At 52.6% G+C, this 20024-nt stretch carries 20 protein-coding genes; 8 read left to right on the forward strand and 12 right to left on the reverse strand.

All coding sequences use genetic code 11. The features are described from left to right. Nucleotides 1–70: 70 nt before the first annotated feature. On the reverse strand, nt 71–1177 hold the full coding sequence (locus tag KO508_RS01930) for an AraC family transcriptional regulator (RefSeq protein WP_216006651.1): 1107 nt from the start codon (nt 1175–1177) through the stop codon (nt 71–73). A gap of 240 nt (nt 1178–1417) precedes the next feature. Between KO508_RS01930 and KO508_RS01935 the strand changes: the two genes are divergently transcribed. Continuing rightward, entirely contained in the window at nt 1418–2323 is a 906-nt protein-coding gene (locus KO508_RS01935; protein ID WP_216006652.1) for a metal-dependent hydrolase, read from the forward strand. Between the two features lie 41 nt (nt 2324–2364). Here the strand turns inward: KO508_RS01935 and KO508_RS01940 are convergent, their stop codons facing one another. Together KO508_RS01940 and KO508_RS01945 are read right to left on the reverse strand one after the other, a co-directional pair. Then, entirely contained in the window at nt 2365–3168 is an 804-nt protein-coding gene (locus tag KO508_RS01940; RefSeq protein WP_216006653.1) for a class II glutamine amidotransferase, read from the reverse strand. Nucleotides 3169–3202: 34 nt separating this feature from the next. Continuing rightward, complete coding sequence (locus tag KO508_RS01945; protein WP_216006654.1) at nt 3203–4018, reverse strand: SDR family NAD(P)-dependent oxidoreductase; 816 nt, start codon at nt 4016–4018, stop codon at nt 3203–3205. Nucleotides 4019–4217: 199 nt separating this feature from the next. On the opposite strand from KO508_RS01945, the gene KO508_RS01950 reads away from it, so the two are divergent. Both KO508_RS01950 and KO508_RS01955 read left to right on the forward strand, forming a co-directional pair. Continuing rightward, nucleotides 4218–4676, forward strand: coding sequence for a nodulation efficiency, NfeD-like protein (locus KO508_RS01950; protein WP_216006655.1), 459 nt, complete (start codon nt 4218–4220; stop codon nt 4674–4676). A 2-nt stretch (nt 4677–4678) separates the two neighbouring features. Further along, nucleotides 4679–5713 carry an SPFH domain-containing protein gene (locus tag KO508_RS01955; protein ID WP_216006656.1) on the forward strand — a complete coding sequence of 345 codons (1035 nt, stop codon included), beginning with the start codon at nt 4679–4681 and terminating at the stop codon, nt 5711–5713. 96 nt (nt 5714–5809) lie between these two features. Here KO508_RS01955 and KO508_RS01960 read toward each other — a convergent pair whose 3' ends face one another. The 4 genes from KO508_RS01960 to KO508_RS01975 form a co-directional block, all read right to left on the reverse strand. Next, the gene (locus KO508_RS01960) at nt 5810–6526 is read right to left on the reverse strand and encodes a transglutaminase-like domain-containing protein (protein WP_216006657.1); all 717 of its coding nucleotides are present in this window, start codon (nt 6524–6526) and stop codon (nt 5810–5812) included. A gap of 64 nt (nt 6527–6590) precedes the next feature. Continuing rightward, nucleotides 6591–7295, reverse strand: a complete 705-nt coding sequence (locus KO508_RS19020; protein ID WP_354667993.1) for a helix-turn-helix transcriptional regulator — start codon at nt 7293–7295, stop codon at nt 6591–6593. Nucleotides 7296–7328: 33 nt separating this feature from the next. Continuing rightward, nucleotides 7329–7922 (reverse strand): 5'-deoxynucleotidase, encoded by a 594-nt coding sequence (yfbR, locus tag KO508_RS01970; RefSeq protein WP_216006658.1) that lies wholly within the window; start codon nt 7920–7922, stop codon nt 7329–7331. 42 nt (nt 7923–7964) lie between these two features. Further along, nucleotides 7965–10796, reverse strand: coding sequence for a DUF748 domain-containing protein (locus tag KO508_RS01975; protein ID WP_216006659.1), 2832 nt, complete (start codon nt 10794–10796; stop codon nt 7965–7967). A 201-nt stretch (nt 10797–10997) separates the two neighbouring features. On the opposite strand from KO508_RS01975, the gene pdxH reads away from it, so the two are divergent. From pdxH to KO508_RS02000, 5 genes are read left to right on the forward strand one after another with little or no spacing between them, the layout of a single operon-like run. After that, nucleotides 10998–11633, forward strand: a complete 636-nt coding sequence (gene pdxH / locus KO508_RS01980; protein ID WP_216006660.1) for a pyridoxamine 5'-phosphate oxidase — start codon at nt 10998–11000, stop codon at nt 11631–11633. After that, nucleotides 11602–12384 (forward strand): 4'-phosphopantetheinyl transferase family protein, encoded by a 783-nt coding sequence (locus KO508_RS01985; protein WP_216006661.1) that lies wholly within the window; start codon nt 11602–11604, stop codon nt 12382–12384. Before pdxH ends, KO508_RS01985 begins: the two co-directional genes overlap by 32 nt. 21 nt (nt 12385–12405) lie before the next feature. Further along, the gene (locus KO508_RS01990) at nt 12406–13023 is read left to right on the forward strand and encodes a DNA-3-methyladenine glycosylase I (protein WP_216006662.1); all 618 of its coding nucleotides are present in this window, start codon (nt 12406–12408) and stop codon (nt 13021–13023) included. A gap of 60 nt (nt 13024–13083) precedes the next feature. After that, entirely contained in the window at nt 13084–13404 is a 321-nt protein-coding gene (locus KO508_RS01995; RefSeq protein ID WP_216006663.1) for a DUF6482 family protein, read from the forward strand. Beyond that, on the forward strand, nt 13401–13850 hold the full coding sequence (locus tag KO508_RS02000; protein ID WP_216006664.1) for a DUF3429 domain-containing protein: 450 nt from the start codon (nt 13401–13403) through the stop codon (nt 13848–13850). The genes KO508_RS01995 and KO508_RS02000 overlap by 4 nt, the downstream gene beginning before the upstream one ends. Before the next feature lie 199 nt (nt 13851–14049). Here KO508_RS02000 and KO508_RS02005 read toward each other — a convergent pair whose 3' ends face one another. From KO508_RS02005 to KO508_RS02025, 5 genes are all read right to left on the reverse strand, one after another. Continuing rightward, nucleotides 14050–15492 carry an aspartate kinase gene (locus KO508_RS02005; protein WP_216006665.1) on the reverse strand — a complete coding sequence of 481 codons (1443 nt, stop codon included), beginning with the start codon at nt 15490–15492 and terminating at the stop codon, nt 14050–14052. Nucleotides 15493–15543: 51 nt separating this feature from the next. Continuing rightward, entirely contained in the window at nt 15544–16809 is a 1266-nt protein-coding gene (gene ectB, locus KO508_RS02010; RefSeq protein ID WP_216006666.1) for a diaminobutyrate--2-oxoglutarate transaminase, read from the reverse strand. A 159-nt stretch (nt 16810–16968) separates the two neighbouring features. Continuing rightward, entirely contained in the window at nt 16969–17478 is a 510-nt protein-coding gene (gene ectA, locus KO508_RS02015; protein WP_216006667.1) for a diaminobutyrate acetyltransferase, read from the reverse strand. A gap of 148 nt (nt 17479–17626) precedes the next feature. Continuing rightward, complete coding sequence (locus KO508_RS02020; RefSeq protein WP_216006668.1) at nt 17627–18577, reverse strand: hypothetical protein; 951 nt, start codon at nt 18575–18577, stop codon at nt 17627–17629. Next, nucleotides 18574–19980, reverse strand: a complete 1407-nt coding sequence (locus tag KO508_RS02025; RefSeq protein ID WP_216006669.1) for a sodium:solute symporter family transporter — start codon at nt 19978–19980, stop codon at nt 18574–18576. The genes KO508_RS02020 and KO508_RS02025 overlap by 4 nt, the downstream gene beginning before the upstream one ends. Nucleotides 19981–20024: the final 44 nt, after the last annotated feature.

Below are 20024 nucleotides of genomic sequence, written 5' to 3' on the forward strand. Positions count from 1 at the left end.
GAGAATATACGCCACCCTCCGTCCTTTTAACTCTTGCAATAAATCCAGAGGCAAACGGTTTTTGGCACTATTAAGGCCCTAACTCCGGGGCCGGATCGGGGCCGTCTTCTCGGAATTCGCTGGCAGATTTTCCGGTCCACTTTTTGAACGCGCGGCTGAAGTTGGAGAGATCGGCGTAGCCCAGTTCGTAGGCGATTTCGCTCACGGATTGGTTGGTGTAGCGTAATAGCTGAATGGCGCGGTCTTTGAGCACGGATTCTACAATTTCACGGTAACTGGTTTCTCGTTCCGCCAACCGTCTCTTTAGTGTTCTGGAGGAGACGCAAAAGCGTTCCGCCATGGCTTCAAGCGAAGGCAGCGGGCCGGGCATCATTCGCAGCATGTTGCGCACGGCCATGGCAAGGTCGCCTTGGTCCTTGAGGGCCTTCTGTAATTCAAATTCACACTCATCTCTGGCCAGACGGGAAGCGTCTGCGTCGGCCAAGCGCATGCGCACATCCAGCAGTGTTTTCGGGAACACCAGCATCTCATCAGGCTGGTCATACTGAAATTTGACCGGCAACTGATCTGCAAACTGGCGGTAATAGGCAGGCTCTGCGCCGCTAAGGCGAACGTTTACGCCGGGAAGCTTGCCGTGATCAAGGGCAAATCCGCGTTTTTCAGCATCGCTACGGTCCAATAGCTGTTCAGTAAGCATGACCAGTGTGGCGCTGACGGTTTCTGCCAGAAACGGGGAGAGGCTTGGCACGTCGAACTCGGTGCAGAGCTTCACCAGTACGTGCTCACCAGTTTCTGACTGGCTCATGCTCAAAAAGGGCGCTCGTAGCTGCAGGTAGCGGCGAACGGAGTCCAGCGCTCCAGCAAACGTAGGGCTGGTTAATGCAGCAAACCCAAGGGTGCCGTGAATGGTTACCCGCAGTTCTCTGGCCAGCATGAAACTCAGCCCGTCTTTGCCAGCGAGTTTCAGTGCGCGCTCGGCCATAACCATGGCATCGGTAACAAACACGCGGCTATCGTTGGCTTTTAGTTCTTCAGCATTAACGTTAAGGCCTTCATATAGCTGGCGATCGTTATGGCCAAGCTGCTGTACGGTTTTGGCCAACACCCGCATGTACACGCCAGGCACTAGGAAGAGTCCCAGCATTTGCCGTTCTTTTTCCGACCCGGAAATCGCCATAGAGTGCCCTGTTCTTGCTTGAGTGCTGCTTGAGTGAAGCTTCTTAAAGACTCTAGCAGAAGCCAGCAATCATCACAGTGGGAGAGATTGCACACCAGACAGCGTCGCGCTGGCCAACTTCACGCCACTTTCTCCTACCTGTCCTATTTTGAATGGTGAGCGGCCCGCTTTCGCATTCACCCCAACCGTCGACTCCAACACACTGGCTACATGACATCAGCCCATGTGAGGAGTAGACCCATGCTGAGTACTAAAACCGCCCCAAACCAAATTACCTTAGACAACCGAGCATCAAAAACGCCAGACAACGTCGATATCAAAGCCCAACGCATGGGTTTTGAGTTTGATGAGCAGGTTCCACAGTATTGGATGGAGGAGAGCCCCTTTTTTAGCCATCTAATGAATGCACTTTCGGTGCTCTTTCCACAGGGGGAACAGTTCTTTGTGGATGCTGTCCGTGCCTTCCGGGATGACATTGACGATCCGAAGTTGAAAGCCGAAGTACGGGGCTTTATTGGCCAAGAAGCCATGCACTCACTGGAGCATATGGCCATGAACCAGCATGTACGGGATCGCGGAATGCCGGTAGACGACATGGAAAAGCAACTGAACGTCGTTCTGAATGTCGCCAAACTGTTACCAAAGCGCCATCAACTGGCCATTACCTGCGCCCTTGAGCACATAACCGCCATGATGGCGGATATGCTTTTGGAGCGCGACGATGTGCGTGAGGGCATGCATGAGACCATGCGCCCGCTCTGGGCATGGCATGCTGTTGAAGAAACCGAGCACAAAGCAGTGGCTTACGATGTGTTCCAGCAGGTTGGCGGCACCTATGCCGAACGAACCTTTTATCTGGTCTTAAGCACGGCCGCTCTGGGTGTGGTGGCTTCGTATTTCACAGGTCGCATGGTGGCGAATGACACCAAGGGTTTCTCGATTACCGATACTGGCAAGAGCTTGTGGCGCATGTGGGGCAAGAACGGTACTTTCTCAACCCTAATACCTACCTGGTTTGGTTACTTCAAACCGGGCTACCACCCTTGGGACAATGACAACAGCGAGCTGATTGCGCGGTTCAAGGCTGAGATTCAGGCATACATCGCACCGGAGTACCAGAACGGGAATCGCAAAACCCTACAGTGATTACGCAACACAACAGGCCAGCAAAAACAACGCTGGCCTGCTTAGCTCGCAGTCGAACCCTTCTGTTTATTCATCGCAATACCTTTGGCTTCGACAATACCCTTGCGCCACAACCGCCACTCACCGGGCTGGTAGATATCCCATTCCTCATCGCTGGTCAGCGGCTCGGTTACGATAACGCTGACGATATCGTTTGGCGTGGTTTCAGATTCAAAATCCACAATCACGTCGGCATCTTTCAGCCTTGCGGGACCAAAAGGCGCACGGCGGGTAATGCTGGCCATTTTGGTGGTGCAGTAGGTGAACAACCAGTCGCCGTTGCTCAGCAAAAGATTGAAAACACCCTGTCCTGCGAACGTCTTCGAAAGTTCCACCAATTGTTTCGTGACCGCCTCGGCCGGGTCATTCCTGTCACTATGGCTACGCAAATGGTTGAGGATTTCGCAGAACAACGCCTCGCTATCGGTGCCACCAACCGGCTCGTAAAACCCCGGTGAAGACTGGAACTCGGAAAGCTGGCCGTTGTGGGCAAACACCCAGTAACGGCCCCAGAGTTCGCGCATGAACGGATGGGTATTCGCCAAGCAAATTTCGCCTACATTTGCCTGACGAATGTGGCAAATAGCCACTTCGCTTTTGATCGGGTGGGTCTGAACCACTTTCGCAAGCCGGGAGTTAGCGCTGGCATCCACATCGTGGAACGCCCGCACACCCCTACCCTCATAAAATGCCACTCCCCAGCCATCCTTGTGGGGACCAGTGTCGCCGCCTCTACGAGTCAGCCCGGTAAAGCTGAAGCAGAGATCGGTGGGTGTATTGGCACTCATAGCCAGCAGTTCACACATAGAGCGAGGCAGTTCCTTGCGTTATTAAAGCGGGTTAACGATACAAACTCTTACCGGCGAAGCGCTCTACCAACGGCTGATAGGCCGAACCCAGCAAGCGGTTAATGGCATCGATTCCCCAAGCGTCGGACCCTACAAGAATGCGGGACTCGTTTTTGAGAATGCCTTTCACAATTGTTTCAGCCGCTTTTTCCGGCGTGGTCATCGCCAGTTTATCAAAACTAGTGCGCAGCTCTTCCGCACTCTTGGGCTTACTCATGCGCGCCGAGTTGGCAATGTTGGTGCGGATACCGCCCGGGTGTACGCAACTGACGGCAACCGGCTGTTTTTCCAGCTTCATTTCTTGGCGCAGGGATTCTGTGAATCCGCGAACTGCAAACTTGGCTGCATTATAGGCACTTTGCGTGGGCACACCGATTAGGCCAAATACACTGGATATATTCACTACATGTCCATCACCAGACTCAATTAGGTGGGGCAGGAAAGCTCGGGTGCCGTGAGCAACGCCCCAAAAATCGATATCCATAATCCAGGCGAAGTCCTCGTCACTCATCTCTCTCACCGTTGCTGAAAGCGCAACGCCTGCGTTGTTGATGATCAGGTTGACCTGACCAAAATCTTTTACTACTTCTGCAGCATGGGCGTAAATGGCATCCCTGTCGCTTACGTCCAAATGATAAGTTCTAACTGGCGTGCCAGTAATGCCTGCAGCCGTTTCGGCCAGCCCTTCCTCGTTAACATCCGATAACGCCAGCCGGCAGCCCCGCGCCGCCAACGCTTTGGCGAGTGCTCGCCCGATTCCGGAACCTGCTCCGGTGACGACTGCGACTTTGTTTTTCAGATCTTTCATGGGTATTGATCTCTTGTTGTGTGTTGTTCTGATTAAAGAAGATACTCTAACAACTGCCGCTGATCAGCCTATGGCTCTGAATTAATGACTTGCACGACGCCCGGGCCACTCGGACTCAGCTCTCACTTTTGGGTACAATTCATCAACCGGGAGTTCAGTCTTCCGGGTTTCTTAAACCCTGAACCTGCGGATCTTCTGTATGGAATGGAGTCTTACACATTTTTGGCTAATTCTAGCCCTAGCGCTGGGTTTGGCTGAGCTGGCCAATGGCATATTTTTGCTGCTGGCGCTGGCTGTTGCAGCTGCTTTAACCGCCGCTCTGGCGTTCGTTGGCATGTCGTTCGAATGGCAACTGGTTGGCATGGGTGTGTTCTCAGGCCTGTTGGTTCCCATCGCCATCCGTTGGATTCGCCCACGCTTCTCCCCCAAGGGAGTGGCCTACGGAACCACCGGCACAGGCGTCGAGCAGGGCCTACGCTACCGCACCCTGAAAAGGGATTTTGATGGTGCCACGGGTATTAAGGTCAACGGCGACTTTTATCGCTTAAAAGACGAAAAGACCGGCGCCACCGACTTTCCTGAGGGAACCGACGTTATTTTCAAAAAGTTTGATGGCACAACAGCCATTGTCCAAACCGCTACACACAAGGAACAGTAAGCATGGAATCCTATATCACACCGGGGCTGATCATCAGCCTGATTGTTGTCGCCATCGGCATTTTTGTTATCGCCAAAGGCTTGGTGATCGTTCGGCAGTCGGAAGTTATGGTTATTGAACGTTTGGGGTCGTTTAACCGCGTTCTGGAAAGCGGCGTGAACATCATCATTCCATTCGTCGAACGGCCCCGCCCCATCACCATGATTCGCTACGTGCGCATGGGCGAGGAATACCATCCGATGACCACCGATGAAGTCCGCATCGACCGCCGGGAAACGGTAATGGACTTCCCTGGTCAGCCTGTTGTAACCACCGATAACGTAACGGTAAAAATCAATGGTGCTCTCTACTACCAGATCATTGATCCCCGCCGCGCTGTTTACGAAGTGGCGAACATGAGCCAGGCCGTTGAAGTATTAGCCAAAACCACCTTGCGTTCGGTGGTAGGCAAGATGGAGCTGGACAAACTGTTTGAATCCCGCTCTGAAGTGAACAATGCCATTCAGGCCGAGATGGAAGAGCCTGCGTCCAAGTGGGGCGTAAAGCTGACGCGGGTCGAAGTTCAAGACATCAGCATGCCGGAAGAAGTGGAAGAGGCCATGCGCCTGCAAATGGCAGCAGAACGTAAGCGCCGTGCCACAGTTACTGAAGCGGAAGGTGAAAAGTCGGCAGCCATCGCCATGGCACAAGGCCAGCGCGAGTCCGCCATTCTCAACGCTCAAGGCGACAAGGAATCTGCCATCCTGCGCGCTCAAGGTGAGCAGGAGTCTATCCGTTTGGTACTGAGCGCCATGGGCGACTCTGAAGACAACAAGCAAACGGTTATCGGCTATTTGTTAGGGCAGAGCTACATCAAGGTACTGCCAAACATGGCAAAAGACGGCGAGCGGGTGTTTGTGCCCTACGAGTCTTCAGCTCTACTGGGCTCCATGGGCATGTTCCGGGAACTGGCTGGCAGCCCGGAAGACGCGGTTCGCCAATCACTGCAGCGGGATGGCTTGCGTGGTGGATTGGTTGGCGGAGCGGGCAACGCTTAACTGAACGTCGCATGTCCATGATATACCTGCCTGACTCACGTCTGGCAGGTATACCAACTCCAGTATCCAAATAAATCCAGACAGCAATCAACTGCTTCATCCTTTTAACTTCAAGCCATTATTGCGTATCCGCTGTACGTTCACATTCATCAGATGTCTTAGCACATAGCGATAGAGGACCTTTTTTAGCCCGCGCAAATTGCTGCCATGCTTGCTGTAGAACTCATCGGGGTTGTCAAAAACCCCAAAGTCGTCGGCAATACCCTCTGCCTGAATGTAGGTATCGTTTCCATCAAACTCATTGCTGGGCTTCTGCAGGCACGGCACAGAAATACCGTAGCCGCTAAAACTTGTCCGGTTCGGAAAAGCTTGTTGAATCTTAGCTAAAAAAACTTGATCGATGATGAACCCTTCGACGTTCAACCATTCGCCGTCCAGCAGAACTTCTACCCAACTGTGCAGGATGCGCTTCGGGGCGAAGGGCATAAGATATGCTGGGATCGCTCCACTCTGTAGTGCATTGAAAATGGTAAATCCATGGAAGCGACATGGGATGTCCAGAGCACGCAACAAAGCCATAAACAGCGTACCTTTAGTATTGCACTGCCCATAGCCGTTGGCTAAAACGTCACTCGCAGAAATGGAATCATCGCGGTTATATCCAAACTTTATTTCATCCCGCACAAAATAATAGATGCTTTTCACAGCTTGCTTACGGGACAAGCTTCGCCAGCCCTGTCTATCGATCAAGTGTTGAATACTGGCGTGGCTGTAATTGAGAATCGCTGTTTCAGCTGTATATCGAACATTCATACTGACCTCCTATGGGTTAGGAGCACCATAGCGATCAATCGAGTATTGAAATTGAATAAACTGGCTAATTTAAATCTTGAAAGCTGCTCAACAACTGGGTCCCTGTCATTCCAAACGTACTTTTTATCGTTCTGCTGAGGTGAGCACTGTCACTAAAGCCAGCTAAATGTGCCGCTTCAGTAGCGCTTTTGCCACGTTTAATCGTCTCAATGGCGCATATCAGCCGCCGCCACAATAGGTAAGGTCGCCACGCAATGCCCAACTCCGCTTTCACCACATGTAAAAACCGACTCTCAGACAGTGCCAACCACTCAGCGACCTCTTTTGCTCGCCATGCTTCAGGCTTCATACAGTCAACACCAAAACACCGATTTAAACGCTCAAGCAATCTAGCGAGCCGCTCATCACGACAATGATATGGGTTGTTCTTCATTGCGCTCACCAGTTCGGGAAATTCCCCAAGTTGCTCGAAAAGTATCTCTAGTCGGGCATCTGCGTTCACGAATGGCAACCGCATGGGTAACTCACTTATAGCCTCACCCAACAGGCTTTCTGGCTCGGCCAGTATTACCCAGCCATTTGGCATGCTCAGTTGATGTATTTCATTGGGCTTGATCACAGCCCCACCTTTTAGCGACTGCTCATTCAACAAACTGTCTGCACTCGGCAGGCAGACCTGCCACAAGGGATGCTTATGCGGTTCGGCATCAATCGAATGGCCGTAGGCAATGGCCATTCCGGGGGCGAAATAGGAAGCTCTTTGTATCACGTTTGTTCTATAGGCCTAATTGCTCAATGAACATCAACCCAACAGATTATCCAGAGGTTCCTCATAACTCGGTGCAAACACCTTCATAAAGTAAGTCACCTCAGGTAAACCTTCTTGCGCAAGCCTTTGCCGGATCTGTTTCTCAGCTGGCTCAAACTCCCGGTTTCCCGCACGTACTTCTGCTTGGCATTTTAACCAGGCCGATAAGCGGTCCGCTGCTTTGATCAGTTCTCGATCCTCTGCAGGCAGTTGGAATTCCTGAAGGTAAGGCGCAAAATCCTCGCGCAGGTCGCCCGGTAGCAGTGCCAGTAGTTCAGCCTCCGCTTTGTGTTCAATATCGCCAAATGCCTCGCGCATAACCTTGGAGTGGTACTTCACAGGGGTAGGCATATCGCCTGTTATCACTTCCGTTGCGTCGTGGTAGAGCGCGGCGGCGGCAATCCTGTCGGCATTCACCTTTCCACCGAAGTGGCGATTTCGGATGAGCGCTAGCGCGTGGGCCAGCGTGGCCACTTCCCAGGAGTGAGTTGCTACGTTTTCTTCAATGGCGTTGCGCATCAACCCCCAACGCTTAATCCAGCGCAAACGGGAAACATAAGCAAAAAAATGACTACTGGCCTTGGGCACGCCTTATTCCTTTTGCATAGCATTGGATGACTTATGGACGCCTTAACGGGCGTCCAGCGTAAATACGACGATTATATTGCCAGTATCCGACACCGCCGCATTTCGGGAGGGGTCGAGCAAAAACAGCTGGTTAGCTGGCACTCCGTGGGTATCTCGCAGCAGTGCCTCAAGCGCCGAGGCCCGGGCATTGGCTAGGTTATTCAGCAACTCCGGCGCCAATGCTCGTTCTCCGGCCAAATAAGCTTCCTTGGCCTCTTGCCAAGTCTCATCGCTTAGCTCTGCATCTTGGCTCGCTGCCAGCTCATCACGCAAAAGTACCAGCCCGTCTTCAGAAGGTGAGACGCCTCCGCGAATGTTAAGCAACAGATCCGGGCGATCAAGCAGGACTTTAGCCAAAGTCGTCAACTTCTCCGCTTCGCCCGGAGCAAGCTTAGCGGTGCCCGGTTCAAAACCTATCTGGCCTAGTTCTTCGCCAGTTAAACCCGCTAGGTCGGCAATGGAGCCAAGCATACTGAACGGAGATGTGGCTGCCTTAGCCAACAGGTTAACAAACGTTCGCATAACCACTTGGCCAATGTTGAATTCCGGGCTCGCCATATCGCCGCTGATGGGCAGATTCACTTCAATCACTCCATTACTATCCCTGAGCAATGCCAACCCGAGCTTTACAGGTGCATTAACGGCTTCTTCGCTTGCAATGGCTCGCCCTAAGCCGAGGCGATCCATAATTACTCGGTTTGAGGCGTTTATCTGGCTACCGGTAATCTCATAATCAAGATCCAAACCCAGCTTGCCGCTGTCGATGCCATACCCCAGATACCGTCCCAAATAGGGTGAAAGCGCGGGTAATGAGAGGTCTTCCATCGTCAACTTGAGGTTACTGGTTTCGTCCGTGCCCAAAGCTCCAATCGTGCCGTCAAATTCAACGCTGGCACTGCCACCTATACGTCCGTTCAGGGAGACTTTGCCTTGTTGCGGCGATACGTTACTCAAGCCTATAACCGAGCCATTGAGCTGATCGAGAGAGGTTGAAAAGGCTGGCTCTAGTGTCCTGTCGGTATAATCGAGCTCGCCTTGCTCAATCATTAACTGACCGATGCGCAAGATGAACTGAGCTTCTTCATCAGAGCTTTCTTTCGACACGGTGTTGGCATCATCAGCCGCAGGCGGCAACATAATCTGCTCCAAGTTGTGCACACCCGTTGTATTGCGCACCAGATTGATACCCGGTTGCGCCAGTGTAACCGTGCCTATCTCCAACCTAGCCGGGTGCACATTGTACTCAATGGGTGAAAGTCGCAGCGTTTGCCATGACACCAACCGGTCGTTACTGCCCGGCAGTTGCAGGTTCAACCCGGAAACCTCGGCCGTCCCGCTGAACGTGCCGGTTAAGGGTTCCTGCTGGCCATCCAAGTCCAGATTCCCATCCAGCCCCAGCGTGCCGCCTGCAATTGCGAGGTTGGCAGACTCCTGTAGATAGGGTTCAAACGCTGCCAAAAGAATGTCTGAGCCGGAGATCGCGGCTTCCAAGGCAAATGGCTGGGGGGTTAGCTGGCCATTGAGTGAAAGCCGGCCACCGGCTGCCAGAACTGCCTGCATCTGGTAGGACACCTGATCTTCCATTTCACTATTAATACTGCCGAGCGAAAATGATAGTTGCTCCAGCACCAGCTCTGCTGGCGAGCTCGGCTGCTGATCCTGCCAAACCACACGGCCATCAGACATATCGATACTCGCAAAGGACCAACGAAAAGGCTGCTGAGTTTCTGCCTGTAACGGCGCCTCGGAGCTCACTCCATTGTCCTCGCTGTTCGTCTCCTGATTTTTGGCAAAGTCAGCCAAGGCTGCGATCCAGTCAATCTCTCCAGATTTGCGGCGGGCGAGGGCGATATCAGGTTGTTTCAGGGTAATCGGGCCAACGGTGGCTTCACGGGCGCGGAGATCAAACCCTATATCCTCGATGGCTATCGAGGCTGTGTTCAGTCGGGCCTGTTCGCTTTGTTTATCTAGAGCGAGGGCCAGATCATCAACTGAAACCCTGCCGCTGTTGGTGGTGAGGTGCAGAGAGTCGCTTGCCTGAAGCTCATAGTTGGAACTTACGGATACCTTACCTCCCTGCAAGCCGTAGGGTAGGTAGGGTGCAAGAAAGTGCCCAAGTGTTTTGTGGTCAACGCCGGAAATCGCGAGATTTCCGCTGGAGTAAAGCGGTGTAACGCTGAGGTTGCCTTGCCATTCAATGGTTTGATCACCCATAGCCGCCAGCAGTTGATAGTCACTACTGCGATCATCCCGTTGCCAGGTGGCCAAATCCGTCAGTTTTAGATCCAACGGCGTAATCTGGAACTCTGCCATGTCTGGCTGCGTGAAATCCCGAAATAACAGTTCGCCACCGTTTATAGCGAATTGCTGAAGGTATAGAGGCGGCAATGTCCCAGCCCCCTCAGGCTCGGCCGTTTGGTCAGTTTGGCCTGCGCGAGCCGCTTGAAAGTCTCGTGCAAAATTCACACTGTAATCTTCAAGTAAATCCAAACGAATGAATGGTTCATCTAGCTCGATAGTCTCAAAGCCGACAACGCCGCGAATAAGGTCAAAAAAATTCAGGTTTATGTACAAGCGATCAAAACCCACAACTCGTTCGTTGCCGCTATCTTGTGCCGACAGGCTCAGAGCTTCGATGCTGAGCGCAAAAGGATTGCTGTGAATGGAGTCAACATTGGCCTGCCACCCCATCTGCTGCTCCAGTTGGTTGGGCAAGGCGCGCTTTAACCACCAGGGCAACAACAAAAAACCGGCCAGACTGTAGAGCAGGATGAGTACGAGCACGCCGATAACCAGATTTCTGGGAAGACGACTGCGCTGACGGCTTTCAGCCACTTTTTTCTCCTTTCGGGTGGTGGAATCCAAACAACATTACTTTCACAAGGATAGTCGTGCAGGCACCAGTTTGTCAGCCACGGTGCAGCAACCGCTGACACGGCAAACTGAACTCTATATCCTGAGGGCTCGTATCACATGCGATTAATAGTCTCTTTCTTCCACGGCTTTTGAGTTGTCAGCACACGAGGGTAGGCGTTTATGGACATTGGCGATATGCGTCGCGACTTTGAAAGTGAAGGTCTGGATCGCGATGCTTTGAGCAACGACCCGGTTCAGCAGTTCGAAATTTGGTTCGGGAACGCCCGCGAAGCCGGTATTCTTGAGCCCAACGCCATGTCCCTGGCTACAACCGGCGCCAACAACATGCCTGATTTGCGCACGGTGTTGCTGAAATACTTTGATGAGCGCGGGTTTGTTTTTTACACCAATTACGAAAGCCGCAAAGCCCACGAGATTGCGGAAAACCCGAATGCCGCCCTGCTGTTCCCCTGGATTGGCCTGAACCGTCAGGTACGCGTTCAGGGCCGGGTCGAAAAGGTCAGCAAGACTGAATCCCTTAAATACTTTGCCTCACGCCCAAGGGGCAGTCAGATAGGCGCCTGGGTGTCAGAGCAAAGCAAAGCCATCAACTCCCGGGGATTGCTTGAGCAAAAAGTGGCAGAAATGAAACGCAAATTCAGTGAAGGTGAGGTGCCACTGCCCGGCTTTTGGGGTGGTTACCGCGTTGTACCAGAGCGCATCGAATTCTGGCAGGGACGTCCCAGCCGCCTTCACGATCGATTTGAGTACGTAAGGGAAGGCGATGGCTGGCTTATTCAACGACTCCAACCCTGATTCCGGCGGCGTGCTACACAACCCAATTATTACGCTGTGCCACCAAACCGGGCAAGTGCCCAAGCTCGCTCCTGACTGGCTAACTGCCCGTGAGAACGAGAGGTTTGCCGAACTGGAGGGAGACTGTGCGGCAGAGTTTCTCACCAGCCGTTGGTTGATACGCCAAACGCTAAGCAAAGCCTGCTCTGCCAACCCTGAACACTGCTGGCCAGTGGAGGGGCGCGCAATAGCCTCAGCCAGCCCCGCAGGCTGGCACCTCTCGCTCAGCCATAGCCATGGGTTAGCAGCTTGCAGCACGCAATATGGCTCAGCACTGGGCATAGATATTGAGCCCAGCAAGCGCCACCCCCAATGGCAGAAAGTGGTTAAGCGCTGGTTCTCCCCCATTGAGCAGGAATGGCTGTTTCAGGAAGACGATCCCCATGTGTTCCTACAGGTTTGGACGTTGAAAGAAGCGTGGCTGAAGGCCACCGGGCGGGGCATTGCAGGCAACCTGCAAACTCTGGAAGTGCGCAGAAACTTCGAGCTCTACGGTGATCAGCCAGACGATCACTGGCAGGCGTGTGCCTTTTACTCAGAAGGTTTTATATGCACACTGGTATGCAGACAAACCAGCGTTGCCCAAGACGCCACATGGCCGGCTATTACTCTTCTGGAACCGCCCACTGAGAATTACAGTCTTTGTGCGGCACAGGCATTGGACACACACTGGGAGCCTATGTTCCGCCACCGAATCCGCGCTAAGCGCTAAACCCACGGCCGGGAGCCACGCATGCCCGCTTCTTCCACCCCGAACGAAATCTCCTCCGCGCTGGATACCAATGCTCGCTGCTCCTGGTGCGGTGATGATCCACTGTATGTGCACTACCACGATACCGTTTGGGGCCGCCCCGAATACAACAGCCTAGCGCTGTTTGAAAAGCTATGTTTGGATGGCCAACAGGCGGGCCTGAGCTGGATTACCATTTTGCGCAAACAAGAAACCTACCGTGCCGCCTATGATCACTTCAATCCGGAGAAGATTGTTCAGTACAGCGATGCCAAAGTCGCTGAACTTTTAGCAAACCCGGGCATTGTGCGTAACAAACTGAAGGTACGTTCGATCATTAAAAACGCGAGGGGTTTTTTGGACCTACAGGAAAAGGGCATAGAATTTTCCCAGTTTCTATGGTCGTTTGTAGGAAATAGTCCTATCCAAAATAGTTGGCGCAGTTTTGATGAAGTACCAGTGACAACCCCGGAATCCGAAGCCATGTCCAAAGCGCTCAAACGCGCTGGCTTTACCTTTGTTGGCCCCACCATTGTCTATGCATTTATGCAGGCAACCGGCATGGTTAACGACCACATGATTTACTGCCCACAGCACGCCCAATGCCGCTCGCTCGACTAATGATCTTAAATGATCACCGGCTCGTAAGTTCTGGGGAATCAGGTTTCCCGGAGTTTCGCCGTGAGAGTTACGCTAGAACAACTTACTAGCCAGCCAAAGCAGGTCGTAGATCTGCTTGAAATTATTTCCATTGAAGGTCAGCAGTACATGGCTCGGCTAAGTGTCGGAGATCAGCAACTTTTGTTGTCTGACCAAAAGGGCGTTACACGCCTTTTCCGAAGCGCTTGGCAGCTTCAAGAGGCCCTTAGTGATCTTAGCATCAAGGAGTCTCACGTTGTTCACCCCTCTGCTTACCATGAAATGATTGGTATGGAGCCTGCCGCCATAGAGCCCTTACGTATCTGCGTTCAGACCCAGCGTACTCAGGGACAAAAACCATGATTTCTGTTGCGAGACTTGCCGTTCTGGTAGGGATAGCAGGATTGATTCCCTTTATTACCTGCGTGGTTGTTCTTATCGTGATGCCGCAATACAGCGTGGCCATGCTGGGTTATTTCTATCTCTACAGTGCAGGCATTCTTGCGTTTATGGCAGGTGTTTACTGGCCCATCGCAATGCAGTTGGACAACCGCTGCTACCCTCTATCGCCGCTGGTAACTATGTTACTCAGCCAAGTGTTTTTCGTCGCCGCTGGCGTTGGACTGCTGTTGAGTACGGCAGCGCAGATCGTGCTCTATACCCTAGCCTACCTTGCCCTTTACATTACCGATGCGCGCTGGATGCGGGTGTACTGGCCTGCTTGGTACCTACGCCTGCGCTTGGTTTTAACTCTGGTAGCCGTAACTTGCCAACTCACCGTTGGCGCTTGGTTCTTCCTGCAACACTAAAGCCGGAAAGTCTTTTCCACTAGGTTTTCATGCTTGTGAATAAGGCGAGCTTGCCAAGGCAAGCATTCGCAAAATGGAAGGGGCGGTGAAATTCAGACAGAACGTTCCCACACCTGAGTTGCTTCATCGCCAGCCGCCCTAGCTGGCGAATGAATCTATTCGGGTTTGCGTCTCTCAGTCACTCTATAACTTAGACAGCCTAGGCTGCGACAATCGCATAGCCATGATTGTGAGGCTCAACAAGAACACCATGCAAAGCAATAATCGCTTTCTCGTAGTTATCTTCATCAACCACGAATTGGATATCAACCTGACGCATACACTGATGCACGGCCAGAACGTTGATTTTCTCATCAGCCAGAACTTTCACAGAGCGCGCTAGGATACCCGGCATTTTAATATCACTGCCAATCGCTGAAACCACAGCCACTTTACGGGTACTGATTTCTCCATTGGAGAACTCATCCTTCAACGCATTCACCACGCGCTTAACGTGTTTGAGAGTGCTATCTACATAGTGAGTTATGGTATTGGCGTTGGTATCCTTTGCCATAAAACGTACTTTGAAACGGCTCAGAATGTCCAGAATACGACGGTCAGAACCAGGCTCTCCCTGCATGTCCTGATCAAACACCTCAATAGCAAACACACCCTTGGATCCCGCAATAATCTCGACCTGTGGCTTTTCACTCACATAATCGCCAGTGATCAGTGTTCCGGTATGTTCCGGCTCGAAGGTGTTCATTACGCGCAAAGGAATCTCAGCCTGACGCAAGCCTTTACCAGCACGGGGATGGATGGCTTCCATACCCAAGTTTGCCAGTTGATCTGCCACGTCGTAATTGGTGCGACCTAACGGAACCACTTTGTCAGCACCCACAATATTGGGGTCAGCCGAACTTAGGTGGTATTCCTTGTGAATGATCGCTTCGCGGGCGTCGGTCATAACCGCCACACGGCTGAACGTCATCTCGCTGTAGCCACGATCGAAGGTGCGCATCAAGCCTTCCTTACACTGGGCGTAGCCGGTCACAATGGGCAGTTCACGGCTTAAATCTACAACATCGAATGCCTGCTTGAGCTTTTCATCCAAGGGTAGCAGCTCGGTATCGCGCCAGCCGGTAAGGTCCACAAAACGCGCATTGATACCTTCCTGCTGAAGCTTCAGAGTGGTATTAAACGCACTGTGCGCCTCCCCAATACCCGCAAGCATTTCACGAACCGTCAGCAAGTGTTCTTCAAGCTGAAACTGGCCGTAAGAGCACAGACGCTGAAGGTCGATCAGGCAACCGCGAACGCCTTCAATACGATCGGTAATAAACTGATCCGCCTGCTGCTTCAGCATAGGATCTTCAAACAGTTCACCGTTGATATCCGTAATAAATTTGATCAACTGCGTAAGATCATCACCCCACGCCCAGTCAGATTCCGCATCGGCAAACAGCGCGTATACACCTGGCTCACCGGTTTTCTTGTGCTCCAGCAACTCGTTGGTTACGCCACCATAAGCGGAGACCACAAAAATTCGCTGGTAGAGATCTTCCTTACTACGGTCCGCAACAATGATGTTGTCGCGCACGGCTTCGTAGTTACTCATTGAAGTACCGCCGATTTTCTCGACGGTATGTAATTGACTAGTCATAGTTCTATCCTGGCTACCCTGCAGAATGAATGTCCTGAAAATTGCGGCGCCTTACGACGCCTCGCTGATTCCTTCCTGCATAATTTCATCCACACTCTTTGCCAGCAGCTCTGCACCCAGTTTCAGGTCTTCCTTGCTGGTTGTAAGCGGCATCAGGCATTTAATAACTTCATCATTCGGACCACTGGTCTCGATAATCAACCCATGCTCAAAGGCACGTTTGGTAATCGGGCCGGTGACATCAGCATGAGTGGCTTCAATGCCCCGCATCAAACCGCGTCCCTTCATTTTGAACTGACCCGGGTACTTATCGCAAATAGCCTTCAGCGCATCACCCAGAACCTGTGTCTTTTCTTTGACACTGTTGGCGAACTCATCGTCTTTCCAATAGGTTTCTACGGCCGTACGGGCAGTAATGAACGCCATATTGTTACCACGGAAGGTACCGTTATGCTCACCTGAGTCCCAAATGTCCAGTTCCGGCTTGAGCAGCACAAGTGCCATCGGCAGGCCGTAGCCACTCAAAGACTTGGAAACAGTGACGATATCCGGCTTGATACCCGCAAACTCAAAGCTGAAGAATTCACCTGTGCGACCATTGCCTGCCTGGATATCATCAAGAATCAGCAACATATCGTGCTTTTTACACAGAGCTTCCAAGCCTTTCAGCCACTCAGCACGAGCCGCATTCAGGCCACCTTCGCCCTGAACCGCTTCCACAATGACTGCCGCAGGTAGTTCAACACCGGAAGAGCTGTCCGATAGCAGTTTGTCCATAATGGCCAAAGTATCAACATCGTCACCCAGATAGCCGTCGTAAAACATAAAGTCGACGTTGCTCAGGGGCGCGCCCACGCCACCACGGTGGTGTTTGTTACCCGTTGCAGCTACTGCACCCATGGTCACCCCATGGAAACCGTTGGTAAAAGAGATGATGCCGGTACGGCCTTTCACCTTACGTGCCAGCTTCAGGGCTGCTTCAACACAGTTCGTACCCGTCGGGCCCGTGAACTGCATTTTGTAGTCCAGGCCACGAGGATCAAGAATGTATTTCTTATAGGATTCGATGAAGTCATGCTTGGCGGTGGTAAACAGGTCCAGACCCTGACTTACGCCATCTGATTCAATGTACTCAAGCAGTGCTTTTTTAAGAATATCGTTATTGTGGCCGTAGTTCAGTGAACCTGCGCCAGCCAGAAAATCCAGATACTGCTTACCGTCTTCCGTGTAAAGATGCGCGTTTTTGGCACGATTAAAAATAACTGGAAAGGCACGGCTATATACACGTACTTCGGATTCAGTCTTGAAAACTTCCATAATAGTTCCTCTTAGCCTGTAGGCTTTTGAATAGAATTCGGTGTCGATGGGGGGGCGAGAGAGCAGCGCGGGTGCGAAGGGGGAACACAGTGCCCCTTAAAAAACACCCGGATAAACTCTGAAATCGCTCCAGGGCTGTTTGAGAGCCGCTTATTGCAGCTACTTGGTGAAAGGCCCTATGCGCAGCAGAAATTCAGAATCGTGCTGGCCACCAAAGTGAGTGTCTTTTTCGAAGTGCTCATGGTGCTCGAGCTCGGCGCCCATATCCCGCGCAAAGGAGCGGAACAATGCCCATGAAGCTTCGTTGTCAGCGGTGATGGTGGTTTCCATGTGGGTCACGTTTTTGCACGCACCCCGAGCCACGATTTCTTTAAGCATCCGCTTGGCTAAGCCCTGACCGCGGCCTTTCTCATGGACGGCCACCTGCCATACAAAAACAGTTTCGGGCTTTGAGGGGGGGATGTATCCGGAAATAAAGCCGACCAGATCGCCGTCTTTCTCCGCAGCAACGCCGGTGTCGGCGAAATGGCTGCACTGCAAGAGGTTGCAGTAAATCGAGTTGGCATCCAGAGGGGGGCATTCTGCTACCAACTGGTGGAGCCTGAAGCCATCATCCTTAACGGGTGTACGCAGGGTGATGGCGGTGGTATTCGATCCTTCTGATGTCATAACGTGGTTAATTCGCCTTAAAAGTAAGAGGTAAATTATATAGACCACAAAATATATTTCAAGTCGGGCCGGCCCAAGGTGCCTAGCGAACCATGAGCGCCTGCGTCAATGATAGACCGGATTATGGCATTCGCCAGTGACGGAAATATTAAAAAACCGAAGGAAACACAAGTTCGCCCGGGGTTAGCGGGGCACCTTCAAGAACACGTTTTCGATAGGAGATAGCAGCCGGCGAACCCTCGGCCCAGAGGCGATCAAACTCCACAAGCCAAGCCCTCACATCGAAGTCAACAGGCATAAGATGCAGATGCAACCCATCGGTCTTCAGGCCTGCAACCGACTCAGACAGCGGTGCTGAGCGACTAACACGAGCAATCAGGCCGCGGGTATCAGAGCTCAGATTGCCCATACCCGATGAGCCGTTGTTGGCCACCAGGCGACGACGCCCCTCGACTTCGCCCGACCAGAGCACCGGCAGGCAGGTATGGGTGGACACCATCACATCTGCACCGGAACTCCGAAACCACTCCGTGAGCTTTTCTCTGTTGCCAGCAGCAAAGGATTCATGAGCCAGCCCCCAACCGGCCAGAGACTCAGGATCGCCATGCAACACCAGAATCTTTAGGCCTCCAAATAACAAACAATGATATCTGGGAAGAGTGGCCAGCCGCTTCTGGATATCCGGATGAGATCCGGCAACATCCTGAAGCTTCACCATAATCTGATTGGAGCGCTCAACCACATCTTGGCCTACAGTCTCAGGGTAGGCACAGCCGCACCCGGCACCGCCATTCGGCGTTGCCAGTTCATAATCCACATTGCCCAGAGTGGCGGTGTGGCTCAGTACCCGACTGTTGATATCACGGAACAGCTCGTCACTGGCATTGAACCAGTTGAAATCGCCATTGAACACCAGCCTTACGCTGCGCCCTTGCCGTTCTTCGGCAAGGGCCATGCGCTCAATTTCGTCCAGAGCAAACGGGTTCCCATACAGCCCACCAATAACATACAGAACGTCTTCCGTAACCGGCATGGGGTTTGCGCATAAAGACGCCGGTTCATAGCGATAAGCCAGAGGACAACTGCGACCTTCACTCATCGTGCTTCTCCCGCAGTCAGAGATTTACCAACCAGCAAGCGCAAGGCCAGCGGCAGGAAAAAGCCCGCAGTGCAAATAAGGAATCCATAGGCATTAACGCCGAGCAACATGGCGTAATTACCGTCACCAATAGCCCAACCTGCCGGGATAAGACCGATTGCCAGCATCAGCCCCAACCCGAGACCGGTCCAGAAGCTCAGGTGAAAACTCCACGGCGACCAGCGCGTGAACCCGTAAAACAGAAACACTGGTGCCAGTCCCATCACCATGGTTCCGGAAATCGTGGTGGCCTTGAGAATATCCGTACCGGCAAACATCGGCAGGTTGCCAATCACTGCAAATACGATCATTACCGCCGCACCCACCCGCATACCGGGCAGCCGGTCTGTCGCGCGCTTCGCCAGCCGTGGCAGATCCACCGCCAGGGATTTAGCGAGAGAGGTAAAGGTTGAATCCAGGGTAGAGCCTGCAGAGGTCATCATCACCACACTCATAAAAAACAGCGCCGCCAACCCAAGTGACTGGCCGACTGCAGCGGGCGCATTGCCCATGGCCTCAATACCATTAAGGCGAGCGTGAACACCCACCAGACTGAACAAGAACACCGCCACAAAACCCAACAAGCCGGCAACTACAAAGCTTTTGAGCATGGTTTTTTCCTTGTTCACAAAACCCCGATCCGTCAGCACCGGGTCGTGAAACGGATAACTGAACATCTGCAACAAAGCGACTAACAACAAATCAAACCCGGCATTTAACCGGAACTCGCCTTCGCTCAGCAAAGCCGAGGTTTCGTTGACCGGGATAATCATGAACAGCACCGCACCCAGGAAAAACACGAACACGAAGGTCTGAATCACATCGGTAAAAATCGAAGACCGGAGCCCGCCTTTCAGGCTGTAGGCTAGCGTGAACGCCGTGAACACCATAGCCGCAACGTAATACTCCCACTCACCGGGCAACCCGAAGTAACCGCCCACAACCGCCGTGTTACTCCAGACCTCGTTATACAACCGAATCAGAATAGCCGCTGCAAACGCCAACCCTGCAAAACGCCCAAACCGCGAAGTAAGAAAATCCTGCAGGCTGCGCGCGCCAGTCTGTGTACGAATGAGATAAATGATGTACCCAGCTACCGGAATCGACAGCCAATAACTGGCATAAGCCAGCCCTCCGGTCACGCCATAAGTCGCGCCAAGATTCGCCGCATTGGTCACCGACTTGGCAAAAATCCAGCTGATAAAGATACTCGCCGTAAGCGACCACTGACTAACCGGGTTACCCTGATCATCCGCGCCTTTGTAAAAAGACTCTGAATTCCTGCTTTTTGGCGACAGCACATACATAACCACGCCATAAACCAGCAAGAACCCCCAAAACAGGGAGGCTTCTGTGATATTCACGGTTGTTTACTTCCTCATTGTGTTCCGGGTTTGCCCCCAGAGCT

Source organism: Marinobacter salexigens (assembly GCF_018860765.1).
GTDB classification, from domain to species: Bacteria; Pseudomonadota; Gammaproteobacteria; order Pseudomonadales; family Oleiphilaceae; genus Marinobacter; species Marinobacter salexigens_A.

Coding starts and splice junctions, on each gene's coding strand:
- KO508_RS01930 (WP_216006651.1), bottom strand. CDS start 1,177: ATGGCGATTTCCGGGTCGGAAAAAGAACGGCAAATGCTGGGACTCTTC.
- KO508_RS01935 (WP_216006652.1), top strand. CDS start 1,418: ATGCTGAGTACTAAAACCGCCCCAAACCAAATTACCTTAGACAACCGA.
- KO508_RS01940 (WP_216006653.1), bottom strand. CDS start 3,168: ATGTGTGAACTGCTGGCTATGAGTGCCAATACACCCACCGATCTCTGC.
- KO508_RS01945 (WP_216006654.1), bottom strand. CDS start 4,018: ATGAAAGATCTGAAAAACAAAGTCGCAGTCGTCACCGGAGCAGGTTCC.
- KO508_RS01950 (WP_216006655.1), top strand. CDS start 4,218: ATGGAATGGAGTCTTACACATTTTTGGCTAATTCTAGCCCTAGCGCTG.
- KO508_RS01955 (WP_216006656.1), top strand. CDS start 4,679: ATGGAATCCTATATCACACCGGGGCTGATCATCAGCCTGATTGTTGTC.
- KO508_RS01960 (WP_216006657.1), bottom strand. CDS start 6,526: ATGAATGTTCGATATACAGCTGAAACAGCGATTCTCAATTACAGCCAC.
- pdxH (WP_216006660.1), top strand. CDS start 10,998: ATGGACATTGGCGATATGCGTCGCGACTTTGAAAGTGAAGGTCTGGAT.
- KO508_RS01985 (WP_216006661.1), top strand. CDS start 11,602: ATGGCTGGCTTATTCAACGACTCCAACCCTGATTCCGGCGGCGTGCTA.
- KO508_RS01990 (WP_216006662.1), top strand. CDS start 12,406: ATGCCCGCTTCTTCCACCCCGAACGAAATCTCCTCCGCGCTGGATACC.
- KO508_RS02000 (WP_216006664.1), top strand. CDS start 13,401: ATGATTTCTGTTGCGAGACTTGCCGTTCTGGTAGGGATAGCAGGATTG.
- KO508_RS02005 (WP_216006665.1), bottom strand. CDS start 15,492: ATGACTAGTCAATTACATACCGTCGAGAAAATCGGCGGTACTTCAATG.
- ectB (WP_216006666.1), bottom strand. CDS start 16,809: ATGGAAGTTTTCAAGACTGAATCCGAAGTACGTGTATATAGCCGTGCC.
- ectA (WP_216006667.1), bottom strand. CDS start 17,478: ATGACATCAGAAGGATCGAATACCACCGCCATCACCCTGCGTACACCC.
- KO508_RS02020 (WP_216006668.1), bottom strand. CDS start 18,577: ATGAGTGAAGGTCGCAGTTGTCCTCTGGCTTATCGCTATGAACCGGCG.